16 protein-coding genes and 1 pseudogene are annotated in these 15,758 nt (G+C 41.9%); 6 read left to right on the top strand and 11 right to left on the bottom strand.

Features of this window, described 5'->3' with window-relative positions; translation table 11 throughout:
* Positions 1 to 630: pseudogene (locus H5185_RS16770) on the bottom strand (hypothetical protein); the annotation flags it as partial.
* 137 nt (positions 631 to 767) lie between these two features.
* Here H5185_RS16770 and H5185_RS16765 point away from each other — a divergent pair.
* Together H5185_RS16765 and H5185_RS16760 are read left to right on the top strand one after the other, a co-directional pair.
* Positions 768 to 1,190, top strand: a complete 423-nt coding sequence (locus H5185_RS16765) for a thioesterase family protein (RefSeq protein ID WP_124016666.1) — start codon at positions 768 to 770, stop codon at positions 1,188 to 1,190.
* A gap of 54 nt (positions 1,191 to 1,244) precedes the next feature.
* Positions 1,245 to 1,502, top strand: a complete 258-nt coding sequence (locus H5185_RS16760; protein WP_124016665.1) for a GNAT family N-acetyltransferase — start codon at positions 1,245 to 1,247, stop codon at positions 1,500 to 1,502.
* Positions 1,503 to 1,542: 40 nt separating this feature from the next.
* Here the strand turns inward: H5185_RS16760 and H5185_RS16755 are convergent, their stop codons facing one another.
* The 7 genes from H5185_RS16755 to H5185_RS16725 all read right to left on the bottom strand — a co-directional run bounded on the left by H5185_RS16755 (position 1,543) and on the right by H5185_RS16725 (position 8,377).
* Positions 1,543 to 1,929 carry an acyl-CoA thioesterase gene (locus H5185_RS16755; RefSeq protein WP_404948466.1) on the bottom strand — a complete coding sequence of 129 codons (387 nt, stop codon included), beginning with the start codon at positions 1,927 to 1,929 and terminating at the stop codon, positions 1,543 to 1,545.
* Between the two features lie 363 nt (positions 1,930 to 2,292).
* A complete protein-coding gene (locus tag H5185_RS16750; protein ID WP_182742670.1) occupies positions 2,293 to 2,796 on the bottom strand; it encodes a hypothetical protein in 504 nt (167 codons plus the stop codon).
* Positions 2,796 to 3,737: a hypothetical protein gene (locus tag H5185_RS16745; protein ID WP_182742669.1), complete on the bottom strand. Its 942-nt coding sequence runs from the start codon at positions 3,735 to 3,737 to the stop codon at positions 2,796 to 2,798. Before H5185_RS16745 ends, H5185_RS16750 begins: the two co-directional genes overlap by 1 nt.
* Positions 3,738 to 3,863: 126 nt before the next feature.
* A complete protein-coding gene (locus H5185_RS16740) occupies positions 3,864 to 5,657 on the bottom strand; it encodes a long-chain fatty acid--CoA ligase (protein ID WP_182742668.1) in 1,794 nt (597 codons plus the stop codon).
* Between the two features lie 129 nt (positions 5,658 to 5,786).
* On the bottom strand, positions 5,787 to 7,079 hold the full coding sequence (locus tag H5185_RS16735; RefSeq protein WP_182742667.1) for an ABC transporter permease: 1,293 nt from the start codon (positions 7,077 to 7,079) through the stop codon (positions 5,787 to 5,789).
* Positions 7,076 to 7,945 carry an ABC transporter ATP-binding protein gene (locus tag H5185_RS16730; RefSeq protein ID WP_182742666.1) on the bottom strand — a complete coding sequence of 290 codons (870 nt, stop codon included), beginning with the start codon at positions 7,943 to 7,945 and terminating at the stop codon, positions 7,076 to 7,078. The genes H5185_RS16735 and H5185_RS16730 overlap by 4 nt, the downstream gene beginning before the upstream one ends.
* Positions 7,946 to 7,999: 54 nt before the next feature.
* The gene (locus tag H5185_RS16725) at positions 8,000 to 8,377 is read right to left on the bottom strand and encodes a GntR family transcriptional regulator (protein ID WP_182742665.1); all 378 of its coding nucleotides are present in this window, start codon (positions 8,375 to 8,377) and stop codon (positions 8,000 to 8,002) included.
* Between the two features lie 94 nt (positions 8,378 to 8,471).
* On the opposite strand from H5185_RS16725, the gene H5185_RS16720 reads away from it, so the two are divergent.
* The 4 genes from H5185_RS16720 to H5185_RS16705 all read left to right on the top strand — a co-directional run bounded on the left by H5185_RS16720 (position 8,472) and on the right by H5185_RS16705 (position 12,304).
* Positions 8,472 to 10,070 (top strand): alpha/beta hydrolase, encoded by a 1,599-nt coding sequence (locus tag H5185_RS16720; protein ID WP_124016657.1) that lies wholly within the window; start codon positions 8,472 to 8,474, stop codon positions 10,068 to 10,070.
* A 2-nt stretch (positions 10,071 to 10,072) separates the two neighbouring features.
* Positions 10,073 to 10,807 (top strand): ATP-binding cassette domain-containing protein, encoded by a 735-nt coding sequence (locus tag H5185_RS16715; protein ID WP_124016656.1) that lies wholly within the window; start codon positions 10,073 to 10,075, stop codon positions 10,805 to 10,807.
* Positions 10,807 to 11,940, top strand: a complete 1,134-nt coding sequence (locus H5185_RS16710; RefSeq protein ID WP_182742664.1) for an ABC transporter permease — start codon at positions 10,807 to 10,809, stop codon at positions 11,938 to 11,940. The genes H5185_RS16715 and H5185_RS16710 overlap by 1 nt, the downstream gene beginning before the upstream one ends.
* Positions 11,941 to 12,079: 139 nt before the next feature.
* Positions 12,080 to 12,304: a hypothetical protein gene (locus tag H5185_RS16705; protein WP_124016654.1), complete on the top strand. Its 225-nt coding sequence runs from the start codon at positions 12,080 to 12,082 to the stop codon at positions 12,302 to 12,304.
* A gap of 52 nt (positions 12,305 to 12,356) precedes the next feature.
* Here the strand turns inward: H5185_RS16705 and H5185_RS16700 are convergent, their stop codons facing one another.
* From H5185_RS16700 to H5185_RS23290, 3 genes are all read right to left on the bottom strand, one after another.
* Entirely contained in the window at positions 12,357 to 13,919 is a 1,563-nt protein-coding gene (locus tag H5185_RS16700) for a diguanylate cyclase (protein WP_182742663.1), read from the bottom strand.
* A 232-nt stretch (positions 13,920 to 14,151) separates the two neighbouring features.
* The gene (gene mog, locus H5185_RS16695; protein WP_124016651.1) at positions 14,152 to 14,685 is read right to left on the bottom strand and encodes a molybdopterin adenylyltransferase; all 534 of its coding nucleotides are present in this window, start codon (positions 14,683 to 14,685) and stop codon (positions 14,152 to 14,154) included.
* A gap of 534 nt (positions 14,686 to 15,219) precedes the next feature.
* The coding region (locus H5185_RS23290; RefSeq protein ID WP_182742662.1) for a TetR/AcrR family transcriptional regulator at positions 15,220 to 15,758 on the bottom strand (539 nt) is incomplete at its 5' end.

Here is a 15,758-nt window from a genome sequence, read left to right as displayed (position 1 = left end):
CACAACTTGTGGATCATCTAAGGCTTTCTCAATCTGCCCACCCAGATCCATCAGCATGGCAAGGTGATACAGCACAACAGCAGCTAAAATCACCCGCACCCAAAAAGTAGTACGATGAAAATGTTGATGACTAATCAAGCGAAAATTGGTTACACCAAAAGGACGGAGTAAAAAAGACACGGCAAACATCAGCGGGAAAATAAGCTGCAGCACTAACAATACTATACAGCTCATCACCACACTCCATGCTGGGATATACAATAATATGGCAAAGTTATGAGTATAATTAAAACTACTAGCAGCCACACCAACCACATCGTTAACCACTGAACTTGAGCTTGCCAAGGCAAAATTAGCTACGATGGCGTAGAACAATAACAACACCGCTTTACCAGCCAAACTGTGCCACATGCGTTCAAATAAATGCCAGAACTCAATCGACATCGCCATGACGCTGATAATCGCCACCCACACAACGGAGTCAGTACAAAACAACAACACTATCGCGACGAGGTAGAGCTTTTGCGGCGCACTCAGTTGAGTTTGCAGCTTAGCAAATCGTGCAGTAAACACTGCCCAACATGACGATATCCATAAACTCGATGTTGTTAGATAAGTCTCTTTTCGCAAGGTGAAATCCTTATAAGTTCACTGGATATACTTACTGTAATAGCCACTGTCCCTTGTTGTTCATCGTCCGGACTGTTAGATTAACAGTTGAAATTTAAACAAGCGTTTAATTTATTAATCCACAACAGAGAACCGCCATGAATGACTTTTTAGCTCAACATTCTATCAGCACAGACATTCAAGTAGCATGGGGTGAAATGGATGCTCTACAACACGTTAATAACTCAGTATATTTTAAGTACTTTGAAACCGCGCGTCTCGATTTCTTTAATCAAATTAACCTACTAGGCGATATAAAAACCACTGGAGTAGGTCCAGTATTGAGCGAAACCAATGCCCGCTTTAAGCGCCCACTGACCTTTCCTGACGCTATCATTGTTGGCGTAAAAATAAGTGACATCACTCAAGACCGCTTTGTGATGCATTACACTGTATTCAGTAAAGCACAGCAAGCTGTTACGACTATCGGCTGGGCAAAAGTGGTGATGTTTAACTTCAAAACGAACCAAAAAGCCAAATTAACCCCAGAATTACTTGCCGCATTGAAGCTGCATGAATAACGAGATTAATCTTGCTTAAACAATGCAGCAATCAATAACAATAGAGAACAAGCCATGAGCAACCAAGAAGCTGTAACAGTGCAACATCAAGTCGATCGACATCGTTTTGTAGTCGTCACTCAAGGGGCTGAAGCCGTGCTCGAATACCACTTAGATGGTCAAAGTATCGATTTCCAACGCACCTTTGTCCCACCCGCTTTACGCGGCCAAGGTATTGCCGAAAAATTAGTTCGTACTGGGCTGGCGTGGGCTAAAACGGAAAATTTTAACATCAATACCAGCTGCAGCTATGTGGTCAAATTTATACGTTAAGCCCTTATGTTACCTAAAGCTATTATGGCTCATTAACACCTTAAACCGGACCCGTTAACGCTGCCAATTGCTGACGGACACACTCAGCGAGTGGCTCACTTTTTTCAGTTTGGTAATTATAATGCACCATAGTAGTGGTCGCTTCAGCGGTTTTTTTACCTTGCTGCCAACTGCTTTGTAATATATCGAAGCTGCTATTGCCTAAACGGCTAATATGCGTTTTAACCACAACTTCTGCGCCATAATATGTTGGTGCGGTAAAGGCGACGGTAAAACCAGCAATGATCATGTTCCACTTAGTTAAATCTTGGCCTGGATTTACGATTTCAAAAATGGGCTCACGAGCCGCTTCAAACCACACAGGAATAACCGTGTTGTTAATGTGTCCTAATGCGTCGGTTTCACAAAAGCGCGGTTTGAGGGTCATGCTAAATTGAGTGTCTGTCACAAAGAATCCTTTATTATTATTTTGAGTCCATTGACGTTTTGTTCGGTGAACAAATGCCATTAACCCATTCTAACGACACATCTCACTCGAGGTCATCAAAAAAGTTATTATCACGTAGGGTTTTTATGGGGGGAGTGCGAGGAGAAATCTGAAATAGTATTCATCTGCCATTACAAAAATCTCCCGGCGATAAAGGAATCAAATCACTATGTTTTCGGGCTGCTAAGCGGCAAATTAGCTACGCTTACTTAACCAAAGTTGTAGCTTCACTATCCTTATTATCGTTCGTGAATTTGCCATATTAACTGAGTTATAAGCCACTCTAATAAAATAAAAAACCTTTTAATATTTAGCTTTGTCTGCAGCAACTTCAGCCGCTATTTCAGCACGAACCTCTTTGATATCTTCTAAGGCATCAAATTGATACTGAACAAATACTTGATAGTATTTACTTTGTAACAAGTAAAGTGACATGAGCAAAAAAACAACAGCTAACAGATATGCATAAATAAATGTTGCCTGCTCTGCGATTAAAAACACTGTTGGCAAAAATATAATAAATAAAATACAGAAATACCATTTTAAGACTTTTACAGCGAAGAAAGATCCTCTAACAACTGCATAATTGAAGCCACTGAAAATAATTACTAATGCCGATAGATATAAGAACAGAAGCTCGCTTCCTATATCAACTATACCAAAATAAAAATCTAAAATGAGCAGATTTAACAGTGCGATGGAAAGCATCATGAATAGTGTCGCAGCTAAAAAAGCCGCTATGGACTTCATAGGTGGAAATAATCCGACAATATCGTCATCACTTTTCTGTTTAATTTGTCTTTTCATCAATCAGCGAGCTCCTCATATATCCCAATAGCCATTGTTCCAATTGTTCCATTGAATACGCTACCAAAAACGCTCATTGAAGCTCCAATAGCATCCATTAAATGTAAACGAAATGCATGGGTAATTTGTTTGCCTGTATATTTTTTTATGTTGCCTTTTCGAGCCATTGATTTTATTAACTTACCTGAAGCACCAGGTAAATTAAGGCGGGTAATTTCACGATTTAATCTCTTTTTTTCGGCACGGGATAACCCCTTTAAGATTTCATAGGTATTCTTGCTAGTACCTAATTGCATCATTTTTATTGCTTTTATTGTACCTAAAGCAGCAGCACCTGCTCCTGCAAGTGACACTAAATCCAAAGCTGAAGTGGTATTTTGATACCACTCTTGTGAGTCAAAATCATCTTTAAACTCAGGAGAATAAGCTTCAGCACCTACTCTAATCAAACCATTCATACATTGAGCAAAACCAGCCGTTGCACCTGCTATTGCTAAATACGTTATTGCACTACTTGTCCCGCCGGTTAATGGGATTGCGCCTAAACTTCCAATAACAACTGTCCAACCAAGAACTGCAGTACCACAACTCCAAGCAGCATTTCCCAATTCACCAACTAATTTAGATTCACGGGTATTACCTTGGCTACCTTTTAAGTGGGAGGCAAACTCGGCCTGACTCATTAATTGAGGAGGCTCCCTTAGAACGATTTTAATAGGATTTAGCTGGCAAACAGGTTCGAATTTTCTTAATTCAATAATGTTGTATTTGCTATCAATATAAACGATTCCTGCACCCGCAAGACCTGGTATAGCGTCAATTTTTTTGAACAGCGTTTTTGTATCGATATTAGCTAACACTTTCTGGCTAAATTGATTGCCATAAAAAGACTGAGTGCTAGATCTAAAAACAGGCTTTCCATTTACCGTGATAATTTCCATAGTTCCCTCTATGTTGCCTAATTTTAAAATAGAGTATTGTACCTCTACTGGAAATACTGGCAATTATCACTAAGTATTACAAAAAAGGACGCTAGTGCGTCCTTTAGGATTATTATTGATAATTAATTACTGCCCGTACATGGCATTAATTTCACTATGATATTTGCTGTAAATCATTTTACGACGCAGCTTTAATGTTGGCGTAATGAGTCCAGACTCCATTGAAAATGCTTCATGTAATAAAGTGAATTTTTTGATTTTTTCAAACCCAGCTAGCTCATGCTGCAACTCAATTAATCGCTGCTCAAAATGAGCCACCACTTGTGAGTGACGTAATAACTCAATTGGGTTTTCAACATGAATACCTTGGGCTTTAGCCCAAGTATTTAATGCTTCAAATGCTGGCACAATGAGGGCAGATACATAATTACGCGCATCGGCAACAATGGCGACTTGTTCGATAAACGGACAACAAGCCACCTTACCTTCAACTCGCTGCGGTGCTATGTATTTACCGTTCGAGGTTTTCATTAATTCTTTAATACGATCGGTAATATATAAGTTACCTTGCTCATCAATACGCCCTGCATCACCGGTTTTTAACCAACCATCTTCAAAGGCTTCAGCTGTATCTTGTGGTCGATTGTAATAACCACGCATCACGGTGTCGCCACGTACCAAAATTTCGTCGTCTTTGCCTAGCCTAATTTGCATGGCATCGAGTGGCTTGCCGTTCGATCCCGATACGCGATTATCTAAGGTGTTACAAGTTACTGTGGCGCTGGTCTCTGTCATGCCATAACCACACAATACCGGCACATCAATGCTGTGAAAAAAGCTGCCAACATTAACATCGAGAGCTGCACCGCCAACAGGCATAAACTTTAACCTGCCACCCAACACTTGCTGTAGCTTACTGTAAACCAGCTTGTTAGCCAGCAGCCACTGTGCACTTAACCACAAACTTCCTGCAGCACGGCCTTGGCAAACGTCAAATTGACGTTTGCCTACTCTCATCGCCCAGGCAAACAGAGCTTGCCTTGGTTTAGAGGCTCGGCCAACTTTATCGTGTACTGCGCTGTATATTTTCTCTAAAAATCGCGGCACAACACATAAGGTATGAGGTTTTACCGCAACGAGGGCTTCTTTAATTCGATTCGTGTCGTTTAGATAGACATTATGGCCGCCGCGACACAATACATACATGCTCCAACCGCGTTCAAATACATGGCTCAGCGGTAAAAATGCCAACGACACATCACCCGCTGTAAAAGGTAACTTACTGTCATGTTGATTGATCATTGAGGCAAAATTACGGTAGTCCAGCATCACACCTTTAGGGTTACCTGTGGTGCCAGAGGTATAAATCAGCGTTAATAAGTCATCTAGGTTGCTATTGGAAAGCCTGGTATTGAGTTCTGCGTTAATCAGCGGATTAAATTGCGCCGCTAATACCTGATCAAAATACACATGATTATCGGCATTCAGGGTCACATTCGCATCAAACACCACAATATGCTCTACGCAGTCTGCTTGAGCAGCAATGGTACATGCCATGTCGTATTGCTGTTGGTTACCGGCAAAAATTAATTTAGCTTGAGCATCATTAACAATAAACACCGCTTGATCGATAGTACTGGTGGGATACACAGGCACGACCACATTGCGCGCTTTTAGGGCGCCAATATCAGCACAAGTCCACTGTGGGCAGTTTTGGGCTAAAATAACCACCTTGTCTTGTACTTGTAAGCCAAATTCAATTAACAACTGTGCGACTGAGTCGGTGATTGTATTGAATGCACTCCAAGAGACAGTGTGCCAAGGGGCCGGCATATCAAAGCCTTCAAGGGCGATATTATGACCTAGTGACTGACCTTGTTGCTGCAGAAGTTGGACTACGTGGTATTGATCTAATGACATATGGCTGTGGCCTTTTTAGCTTACAGGTGTTCCGCTTTTCGCATTCTACATTAAGCGGCCACAAACCATAAGAGCTTTTGCTCTATTTTTGAGCTTAACGTCACGTTCGGACTAAAATTAGACCTGCTGTTAAGCTGCACTAATGCCATTTTTCCATAACTGACTCTTACCCCACACTAGTGCAAGTATACCGATGACCACTAGCGGAATATCAATAAGCAGCCACATCGTCAAGCTGTCGCCGTCCCTTAAGGCGGCAAAGCTCAGTGACACCAGAATGGAGTGTATCAATACAATCAGCATTGCCGCAGTCGCTTGATAGCTGTTACGACAAGCCGAGCCAGCACCGAGCATAATGGCACTGCCCCAAAAGGTACTTAATCCTAAATGAGCCACAAACGGCAGAGTTATTTGTGGATCAATAAGCCATTTTACTAGCCCTAGCGCACTGACCATCATCACCAACACCACAATAAAACGATATTGACTTCGGTAAAATGCATCACGCAATCCGTTCAGGCCACTATAACAAGGTAGTAAAAACAAGGTTTCTGCCGCGCGCCAACGTTGAATTCGGCTCCAATGAACGATGGAGCAACTGAGCACCGAAAATTGTGCCAATAAAAATAATGTGGGCAAATTAATCTCAAACAACCACGATAACAACATCAATCCAAGAGCGATAATTGGCAAGCACAACATCATTACCGCCAGCACAGGACCAATGAAAAAATTCATCGGGTGGAAAAAACGTTCAAAGCGGGTAAGCCAAGTAAAACCTTTTATGCTTGGCAACCACATCCAGCCCATTTGCACGGCGTTGAGGTACACCACACGCGATTCTCTGTTCCAGCGTAAGCGCCGACACAAGTCAATAACATGATAAGACAGTATCGCAACCATAATCAGCATTATCCACGTCGGTATGGTGAGCACTAACCTATCTAATAAGGGTACCGCTATGAATAACAAAAATGATAAATGAAAACTGTTACTGCGCCATAAACAAGCCCATACAAACAGTAAACCGACCACAATGGCGAGGAGTAATTTGGGGATGACATCATAAGCAGAAAAACTAATACAGATTAATAGCTGTATCAATAACATGCCCGCCGCGATGCTCGCTGCTTGTATGAGTACATGCTGTTGATAACCAGGTATTAGACCGGTCAACTCGGTTGCTGATAACCGATTTAGCTGCCACGCGATTGCTGCTGCAGTAGATACAGTAGCCATTGAAAAAACCAGGCTAACAACTTCAGTTTTACCGCTGATAAAGCACAACAGTCCTAACACTAAGCCTAATCCTGCAGTGGCAATAAAACTGACACTGCCTAAGTCATATAACCATAAACGCAGCATGCCACGATAAGGTTTACGCCATAAGCTATTGCCACTGTTAAACGGCTGCAAACTCATCGATGCAGCTCCATAAATAACTGTTCTAAATTAACGGCCTTGGCGCTCTGCACTCCCGTGATGACGGCCGAGTCGCCTTGTGTGTCCACCAGCATATTTAGCCCGCTTTGACTCAAAATTTTGTAGCTTGATGGTAAGGTGGTACCGTCATTTATGCTGAGTAATTTAACCTCTTCTCGCAGGGCATCAATCTCTTTAAACAGTACTAGTTGACCTTTTTTAATCAGGGCAACATGACTGGCAACGCGTTCTAAGTCAGAGGTGATATGCGATGAAAATAATACAGCAGAACCCGAATCAAGCGCGAGATCAAATAAGTCGCTCATAAACTTGCGTCTGGCGATAGGGTCAAGGCTGGCGACGGGCTCATCGAGTAATAACAAACTTGGGCGATACGCCATGGCCATGATCAAGGCCAATGATTGACGCTGCCCAACCGAGAGTTTTTGCACCGCTTGGGTGACATCTAAATCGAACCGCTCTAACCAATCTTGTTCAAGCGTCATATCCCAGTTTGGGTAGAAGCTTCGATGCAGTTCTAATGCTTTATCTATGGTAAAACCTTCATAACCAAAAGGCTGCTGTGGTACATAACCAATACGTTCTTTTGCCTGAATAGATAACGCGGCAGGCGTTTCGCCTAAGGTTAAAATATCCCCTTGATCAATATCAATAATACCTAACGCACAGCGCATTAGTGTCGACTTACCGGCACCATTTTGGCCTAATAATCCGACCACCATCCCAGGATAAAGTGTTATCGATAGATCAGATAATACTGTATGTCCTGCTGCCGATTTATCTTTGACGGCAAAAGTTTTGCTCACATGATTAAAACGTAAAATGGGTTGTTGTTCGGATTCCATTGTCGACTTCCTAGATAATATCCTTAACGATAAAATGAATGAACTGTGTTGCTGCTATTCTTTATCCCAATATTGCGCCAGCAAACGCTGTAATTGGTCATAATCGACTCCTAACTGGCGCGCCTGATCAACTAACTCAGATAATTGCGGTGCCAGTAAACTACTACCAGAAGCATTATTGGCTGACGTTCTTGCTGCCACACGTGATGGCTGGCCACGACGACGCTCAACCCAACCTTGGTCGACAAGTTGCTGCATAGCCCGCGACACTGTCATTGGGTTTACGGCTAAATGCTCAGCAAGTTGACGTACCGAAGGTAGCACATCTTCAGGGTGCAATTGTCCGCCAACAATTAAGCGCACGATTTGATCGTGTAACTGTCGATAAATGGGTTCACCACTGCTGGGGTTGACATTTAATAATTCTAACATTAGCCTTTAGGAACTGTATTAATACATTGATACACTCATACACTAGATGCTAAGGTATCATAATCGTCATGAAATGCAAAAAGGAAACGTTCCGATGATCAACAGGAAGTTTGTCAACACAGCCTTAGCAGAGCGAATTAACCGCCCTGGTTTATGCCATTCGCTAACGCTTACGAGCCGCTGGTTTATTGCTGCTATAAGTATTTTACTCGCCAATTATAGCTATGCCGACACACCAGAGGTTAATCTCGCAGCGGCTGCTAAAACCAGTGCTTGTTACTTAGACGGTTTAGACGAGCAGCTTCAATGCGGTAAAATCAGCGTGTTAGAAAATCCTAAGCTCACTGATGGCAAGAGAATCGACATTCATTTTGCTATTTTACCAGCGATTAAAAACACTCATCCTGGTGAAGCCTTACTGGCCATCGCAGGTGGTCCTGGCCAATCAGCGATTGAAAATGCAGCTGGTTTTAATCGTATGTTGTCAAAGGTTCGTCAGCAACGCGACATTTTACTCATCGATCAACGCGGCACGGGCCAATCGAATATTCTATCTTGTGACGATGACACCACTGAATTACTCAGCATGAATGATGACGATATCGATGTGATTGCCATGACCGAAAAATGCCTCGCCCACATTGATGCCGACATCACACAATACGGTAGCAACTCAGCATTAAAAGACTTTGAAGCGGTACGCAAATTTTTAGGCTATCAAAAACTGCATTTATACGGCATTTCTTATGGTACACGCATGGCACAGCTTTATATGCGCCACTATCCAGAAGCACTATTGACAGTAACATTAGATGGCGTGGTGCCCATGCAACAAAGTGTTGTCGCCATTGGTAGCTCAATAGAACGTGGCTTAAATGTATTATGGCGCGACTGTAAAAGTACTCCAGCTTGCCAACAGCAATTTCCTGAATTAGCTGACGAGTTCAATAAAGTCGATATGCTACTCGCGAAAGCCCCCATTAGTCAGCAAGTACGTGATCCGCTTACCGACGAACTCAGTGACTTTTTACTCACACGCGGTAAGTTTAGCGGCGCAATCCGCATGGCGATGTACATGCCAAACATACGTGCACTGATCCCCCATGCGATTCACCAAGCTGCACAAGGTAATTATCAACCCATATTAGGTATTTACACCTTAACTGCAGACAGTACAGGTATTGCTATCGGTATGCATGCCTCTGTGGTGTGCGGCGAAGACATTCATCGCATTACTTCACAAATGCGCAAAGATGCTAAAGACTCCTATATCAGTGGCAACATGCTAGAGGGGCTAGAAAAAACTTGCCAAGCTTGGCCAATGCCATCTGAGAGTGAGAATTTCAGCGAACCAATCCACAGTGACATACCGACCCTACTATTATCTGGCGAGCTAGACCCGGCTACGCCACCTAACTGGGGCGCGCTAGCGCAAGAGAAACTCACCCATTCAAAACATTTTATTGCGCCTTATGCTACCCATGGTGTAGCAGGACAGAGCTGTGGTAATGACCTAGTCGCCCAATTAGTTGAACAAGGCTCGGTAAAAGACATTAATGGCGAATGTTTGCAAAAAGATGTTCGTCGCAGTTTTTACCTCAACGCGAATACTGTAGAAGCATTGCCAGTTGTCAAAACGCCCACAGACATAGAAACAACAGCGCCAGCGAATACTGCTGCAGATAAGGAATAATCATGATTACTGTTGCAAACTTAACCAAAAAGATTGGCGATGTGCAAGCGTTAGATGATTTAAGTTTTAGCGCTGAAAATGGTCAAATCACTGGATTACTTGGCCCAAATGGTGCCGGTAAAACCACCTGTTTACGCACCTTATTTGGCTTACTTAAGCCTGACTCAGGAACCGCGACCGTCAATGATATTGATGTTGCTATCGATCCTATTGGTGCTAAAAAGCAGCTAGGCTTATTCCCCGACCCTTTTGGTTTGTATGAGCGCCTTACGCCGCGTGAATACATTAGCTTCTTTGCCGAGCTCAGTGGCATGTCGCGTAAACAAGCCAAGCAAGCCACCGCCGATGTGATTGCACAATTGAAGCTTGAAGACATTAGCGACCGTCGTTGCAAGGGTTTTTCCCAAGGCCAACGAATGAAAACGGCCTTAGCACAAGCCATAGTGCACAAGCCAAGTAACATCATTTTAGATGAGCCCACTCGCGGACTCGATGTCATGAGCACTCGCTTACTGCGCGATATTTTATTGCAACTCAAAGCTGAAGGTCATTGCGTGCTGTTTTCAAGCCATGTAATGCAAGAAGTCGCCGCTTTGTGTGATCGCGTCATCGTAATGGCTAACGGCAAAGTTGTTGCCATCGGTAGCCCAGATGAACTGTGTCAGCAAACAGGTAAAGACTCGCTTGAAGATGCATTTATCGAACTTATCGGAACAGACGAAGGGATTGCAGCATAATGAAAATGATACTCGCAATGGTGCGTAAAGAACTCGTCGACGCCGCACGCGACAAACGATCGGTAATGGCTGGTCTTTACTATGCCATCGGTACACCGTTGATCATGTGCGCCATGTTTATGGTGTTAATTGGCCAGTTATCTAGCCCTGAAGATTTAAACATCAACATCCACAATGCCGACAAGGCGCCAGATTTAGTGCGCTACTTAAGTAATAACGGCATAAACCATGGTGAAGATGAACAAGCTAAAAAAATCATCTTAACCATTAGCGATGATTATGCCGCTAACATGGCTAAAGCCAAACCGGCAGAAGTATTATTGATTGCTGATAATTCAGATGAGAAGCTACAAAAGTCGATTCGTCGACTTGAACGTCAGCTGCAAACATATAGCGCAGAAATGGGCAGCATACGTTTAATTGCCCGTGGAATTAATCCACGCATTACCCAACCACTCAAAATAAATATTGAAGATCAAGCCACACCGGACTCTAAAGGTGGGATGATTTTGGGCATTGCCATTTTCACCATGATGTATTCAGTGTTTATCTCTGGTATGAACCTCGCTATCGACACCAGTGCTGGTGAGCGCGAACGTAATTCATTAGCGTTATTGCTTAGCCATCCCATGAGCACCCGCCAGTTAGTGATAGGTAAAATCATTGCCGTAACCTGTTTTGCTTTACTGGGGTTAATCTTGATTTTACTGGTATCTAAAGTGGCTTACCCTTTTGTTCCGTGGCAAGAAATTGGCTTTACCGTCAATATCACTCAAGATTTTATGGGCTTAATGTTCTTAGTTGGTATTCCCGTCGCGTTAATGGCTGCAACCTTGCAACTGTATGTGTCGTTTATGGCTAAAACCTTCAAAGAGGCACAATCATACTTAACCATGGTGTTATTTGTCCCCTTGGCACTTTCTATGGCCGCTAGTTACAACATAGCTCCAGACGTATTGCAGTGGTTACCTGTGTCGGGCCAGCAACAAGCCTTAATGGACTTTATTAAGGGCCGTGAAATTCCAATGATGCAATTAATCGTGTCGTCTGTGGCCACATTAGTAATAGCCATTGGATTAGCCGCTGGCTTAGAGAAGTCACTTAAGAGTGAAAAAGTGGTCTTTGGCTTATAACTACTGTTATCAGCGTTTATTGATAACGGTGTGACGCCAGCCTTAAGGGTTTAGAGTAAGGCTGGTAGATTTACAACTTTTTGATTTAAAATGATTTACACGAATTAATATAGCAAAGAGCATTAACAAGGAGCATATTATGGACAACGATATTGCGATCATAGCATTAGTATTTATTGTTATTGTCGGCACCACGGCATCCGAAATGTTTAAACATTATTTAAAGCATAAACAAAAAGCTGACGCCGATGGTGTCGCCGATATAAAAGCCCAAAACCAAGCATTAATCGAACGGATACAAGTGTTAGAAAAACTGGTAACTGACAGCGATTTTGAGCTTAAGCAGCAATTTAAAAAGTTGTAGTGCTTGCGCTAAAGTGCCAAATATCGAGTTAACTCATCGATATTTGGCACATTTAGTTGCTAAACCTCGCCACGATGACGGTATTACGCCCCGTTTGTTTGGCCAAATAAAGTTGCTCATCTGCATGTTGTAGTACATCGCTAAAGTTGTATTTTTGTACGCCGGCTAATTTATCATCAACCACAACAACACCAATACTAACGGTGACCCAATTTCGGCCATCTATTTTATTGGGGATCTGCAATTGCTCGATAGACTCACGAATTTCTTCTGCGACTTTCAATATATTTTGATAATGATTATCGGCCCAAATTATACAAAACTCCTCACCACCATATCGAGAAGCAAGCGCATCATATGGAGCCATGACCTTTACCAGACAGGTCGCGACGGCAACTAATGCATCATCGCCATTAAGATGACCTTGTTGATCATTAAAATACTTAAAATTATCGACATCAATCATCATCACACTGAAACCAATATTTTCCAGATGCCAACGTGAAATAATTCGCTTTGAAAATGATTCTAATCCTCTCCGGTTAGTAATGCCTGTGAGCGAATCTTGAACCGCTAAGGTCTCTAAGTAATTTTGTTGAGCGTTAAACTTAAGCAGTAATTGATTAAATGAGTAAGACACATTTTCGATTTCATCGATGAAATGATTGGAAGCCATTTTGCTCATAAAATTATTATCTGATGAGTCATTAATGCTTTTGTTAAAACGAATAAGCGGCTCAATAAGTAGTCTTGATAATGCTATTAACGAGAGAGAAACAATCAACACTATTGACAACAATATCGTTATGGCCGAGACCCAATTCAATTTGGGTAACGACACTTTTTTATGGTGTAAAGTCACCTGTATTGCTTGGTTATCAAATGTATTACGAATTAGCCAACTGTGTGATGGCGCAATGTTTTCAATTGGTTTTAAACTAAAAAACTCTTGCATGCTTTTGGTTGATGTTTGTACATCAGCAATTGAAAAGTTCACTAAAGAAAACTGACTGATACCTTTAATTAACGCTTTATCCACTAAGCGGACCATAGTTAAACTACCAACGATTTCACCGTGACCAGTCGATGGTAAAATAGTGGTATTACTAAAGTAAATGAGCGCCCCGCCAAAAACGATATAACCACTGCGGCTAGACACTGCTTGTGATGCAATCTCTGCTGTTGTCGGCAAAATAGCAAAAGATGGTATATTTTGCTGATGAATTAAATCAACGAGTGACAATCTGGATGATGTTAATGAGTCATCCTGATAACCCCAAACCAACTCATTATTAATGTCACTGACAAAAACAGCATCAATATTTGCAGCTTTAAATGCATTGTCAGACATACTGCGTTGAACAAAATCATCAGTCGGGTTGCCAATATATTCAACTAACTCATCCCACACGGCATAATCGTAACATAAGGTCGTTAAGCTGTTTTTTGATAACGATAATGCAGAATACAACAAATTATATTCTTGTTGTTGCTGATCTAAAATTTCAGTTTTTATTCCAGGAAGGTAGAAAAAATAGTAAATACTCACCAATAACATGGTTATTGCAAGTAATAGTGAAGACAACAATAAAAGCGAAAAACGTTTTAATGTCATAATGAACCAGCCCTACTGAAGATATATTGCTAGTGTAGTACTAAATATGACTCAAAGTACTTTTTACAACATAATCAATAATAAGAAACACAAACAGGTACAAACATAAAACTCATCTATCACAGCAAATGATCTTGGTTCTTAGGCAAACATTAATGAATAATCGCAATGGTCATTAGCTCTGTATTGGCCTGCAACAACAGCAAACTAATACAGAGCCCGCTTATTAATACTACTTAGCTTTCGGTCTAAACGGCTTCATCACGGCTTCGTCACAGACTAAAAACGGTCCGTCCATTAAGTCGATACAATAAGGTATTGCGGGAAATACAGCATCCAAACATTCGCGGATTGACTTAGGTTTACCAGGTAAATTAACAATTAACGAGTTGGCACGAAGACCCGCAGTTTGACGAGACAAAATAGCTGTTGGCACAAACTTTAATGATTCGGTGCGCATTAGCTCACCAAAACCAGGCATCATTCTGTCGCACACAGCTTCGGTGGCCTCTGGCGTTACGTCGCGTTTTGCAGGGCCCGTGCCGCCAGTGGTGACGATTAAGCAGCAATCTTGATTATCGGCTAAATCAATCAATGTGGCTTCAATAACGTCACGCTCATCAGGTATCACCTTGTAAACAGGTTCCCATTCAGACGTTAAATACGCATTCAATACTTCAATAATGGCTTTACCAGACAAATCTTCGTACACGCCAGCGCTGGCACGATCACTCACAGTCACGATGCCGATTTTAGCTTTGCTCATGGTTATTTTTCCCTTATGAGGTTAAATCAGTAATGCATTTATAGGAGAGTAATCTACCAAATAAATGTGAGTTCACAAAATCTCAAGTTGATAAACAGAGCCCCCTTAACACAATGGCATAACCTTAGGGGCTATTGATAGGATGATTATCTGTGTACTGGGTTTAATTGCCGACACCCACAAGAGTTATGCATATAATTAATCGCAGGGGTTCTTCCTATTGAGTCAGTTGCGATGAGCCCACAGTCGATGCTAAATGCTAACCAGACCTTTTGATTGCTCGGATTGGATAACCATCTATATTACAAAAGGATACGATAAAATTGGGAGCTATAGCTCAGCTTATTCGGTAAACTTATCTGTTGTGGTTAAAGCAACATTTTATAGTATTACCATAGCGACTGTTAGAGCTTAGTAACAAGCAACAGATAGAGAAGATGTCTAGAGAATAGCGGATGTTTAAACAAGATTGATACTGCCACAAAGTACAGTATCAATTGATTTACGAGTTAATTTTGAGAATGAGTAACTAGGTTACTTAGGATTAATGTACAAAATCAAAATGCCATCTACGGCCATGTTGGCAATTTGCAGTAACTCTTCAATGCTTGCCCCTTCAGATGCCTGAATCGACATCCCCTGAAACAAGGTCGTAATCAATTGAGCTAACACTGCAGGCTGACAATCTGCATTTAACTCACCTTGCTGCTTAGCTTGCTCAAATCGAGCGACCAATTGGAGCTTATGCCGTGCTTTGCGCTCTAAAACGGCTTGCTTAATTGATTCGCTCGCTTCACTACAGGACAGGGTGCTGTTAATTAATGCGCAACCTTGAGGATGGCTACAGTCAGTAAATTTGGCTGCAGCACCAAGCAATAGGCCGCGAACCACATCAGCAATATGTTGATGTTTAAAAGCTGTATTAAATAATGAATCTGGACGGTTTTCATATAAATCGATAGCTTTTAAAAATAGCTGCTCTTTATTACCAAATGCGGCATACAAGCTAGGCTTCTTGATCCCCATCGCCTCGGTGAGCTCGTTTAAAGAAGTTCCTTCATATCCATGACGCC

It is taken from the genome of Shewanella sp. SG44-6, assembly GCF_014164185.1.
Taxonomy (GTDB): domain Bacteria; phylum Pseudomonadota; class Gammaproteobacteria; order Enterobacterales; family Shewanellaceae; genus Shewanella; species Shewanella vesiculosa.
The sequence above is the reverse complement of the archived record's forward strand: the minus strand, read 5'-3'. Positions and strand labels throughout refer to the sequence as shown.

Coding starts and splice junctions, on each gene's coding strand:
- H5185_RS16750 (WP_182742670.1), bottom strand. CDS start 2,796: ATGAAAAGACAAATTAAACAGAAAAGTGATGACGATATTGTCGGATTA.
- H5185_RS16735 (WP_182742667.1), bottom strand. CDS start 7,079: ATGAGTTTGCAGCCGTTTAACAGTGGCAATAGCTTATGGCGTAAACCT.
- H5185_RS16725 (WP_182742665.1), bottom strand. CDS start 8,377: ATGTTAGAATTATTAAATGTCAACCCCAGCAGTGGTGAACCCATTTAT.
- H5185_RS16730 (WP_182742666.1), bottom strand. CDS start 7,945: ATGGAATCCGAACAACAACCCATTTTACGTTTTAATCATGTGAGCAAA.
- H5185_RS16720 (WP_124016657.1), top strand. CDS start 8,472: ATGATCAACAGGAAGTTTGTCAACACAGCCTTAGCAGAGCGAATTAAC.
- H5185_RS16745 (WP_182742669.1), bottom strand. CDS start 3,737: ATGGAAATTATCACGGTAAATGGAAAGCCTGTTTTTAGATCTAGCACT.
- H5185_RS16700 (WP_182742663.1), bottom strand. CDS start 13,919: ATGACATTAAAACGTTTTTCGCTTTTATTGTTGTCTTCACTATTACTT.
- mog (WP_124016651.1), bottom strand. CDS start 14,685: ATGAGCAAAGCTAAAATCGGCATCGTGACTGTGAGTGATCGTGCCAGC.
- H5185_RS16760 (WP_124016665.1), top strand. CDS start 1,245: ATGAGCAACCAAGAAGCTGTAACAGTGCAACATCAAGTCGATCGACAT.
- H5185_RS16740 (WP_182742668.1), bottom strand. CDS start 5,657: ATGTCATTAGATCAATACCACGTAGTCCAACTTCTGCAGCAACAAGGT.
- H5185_RS16765 (WP_124016666.1), top strand. CDS start 768: ATGAATGACTTTTTAGCTCAACATTCTATCAGCACAGACATTCAAGTA.
- H5185_RS16715 (WP_124016656.1), top strand. CDS start 10,073: ATGATTACTGTTGCAAACTTAACCAAAAAGATTGGCGATGTGCAAGCG.
- H5185_RS16710 (WP_182742664.1), top strand. CDS start 10,807: ATGAAAATGATACTCGCAATGGTGCGTAAAGAACTCGTCGACGCCGCA.
- H5185_RS16705 (WP_124016654.1), top strand. CDS start 12,080: ATGGACAACGATATTGCGATCATAGCATTAGTATTTATTGTTATTGTC.
- H5185_RS16755 (WP_404948466.1), bottom strand. CDS start 1,929: ATGACCCTCAAACCGCGCTTTTGTGAAACCGACGCATTAGGACACATT.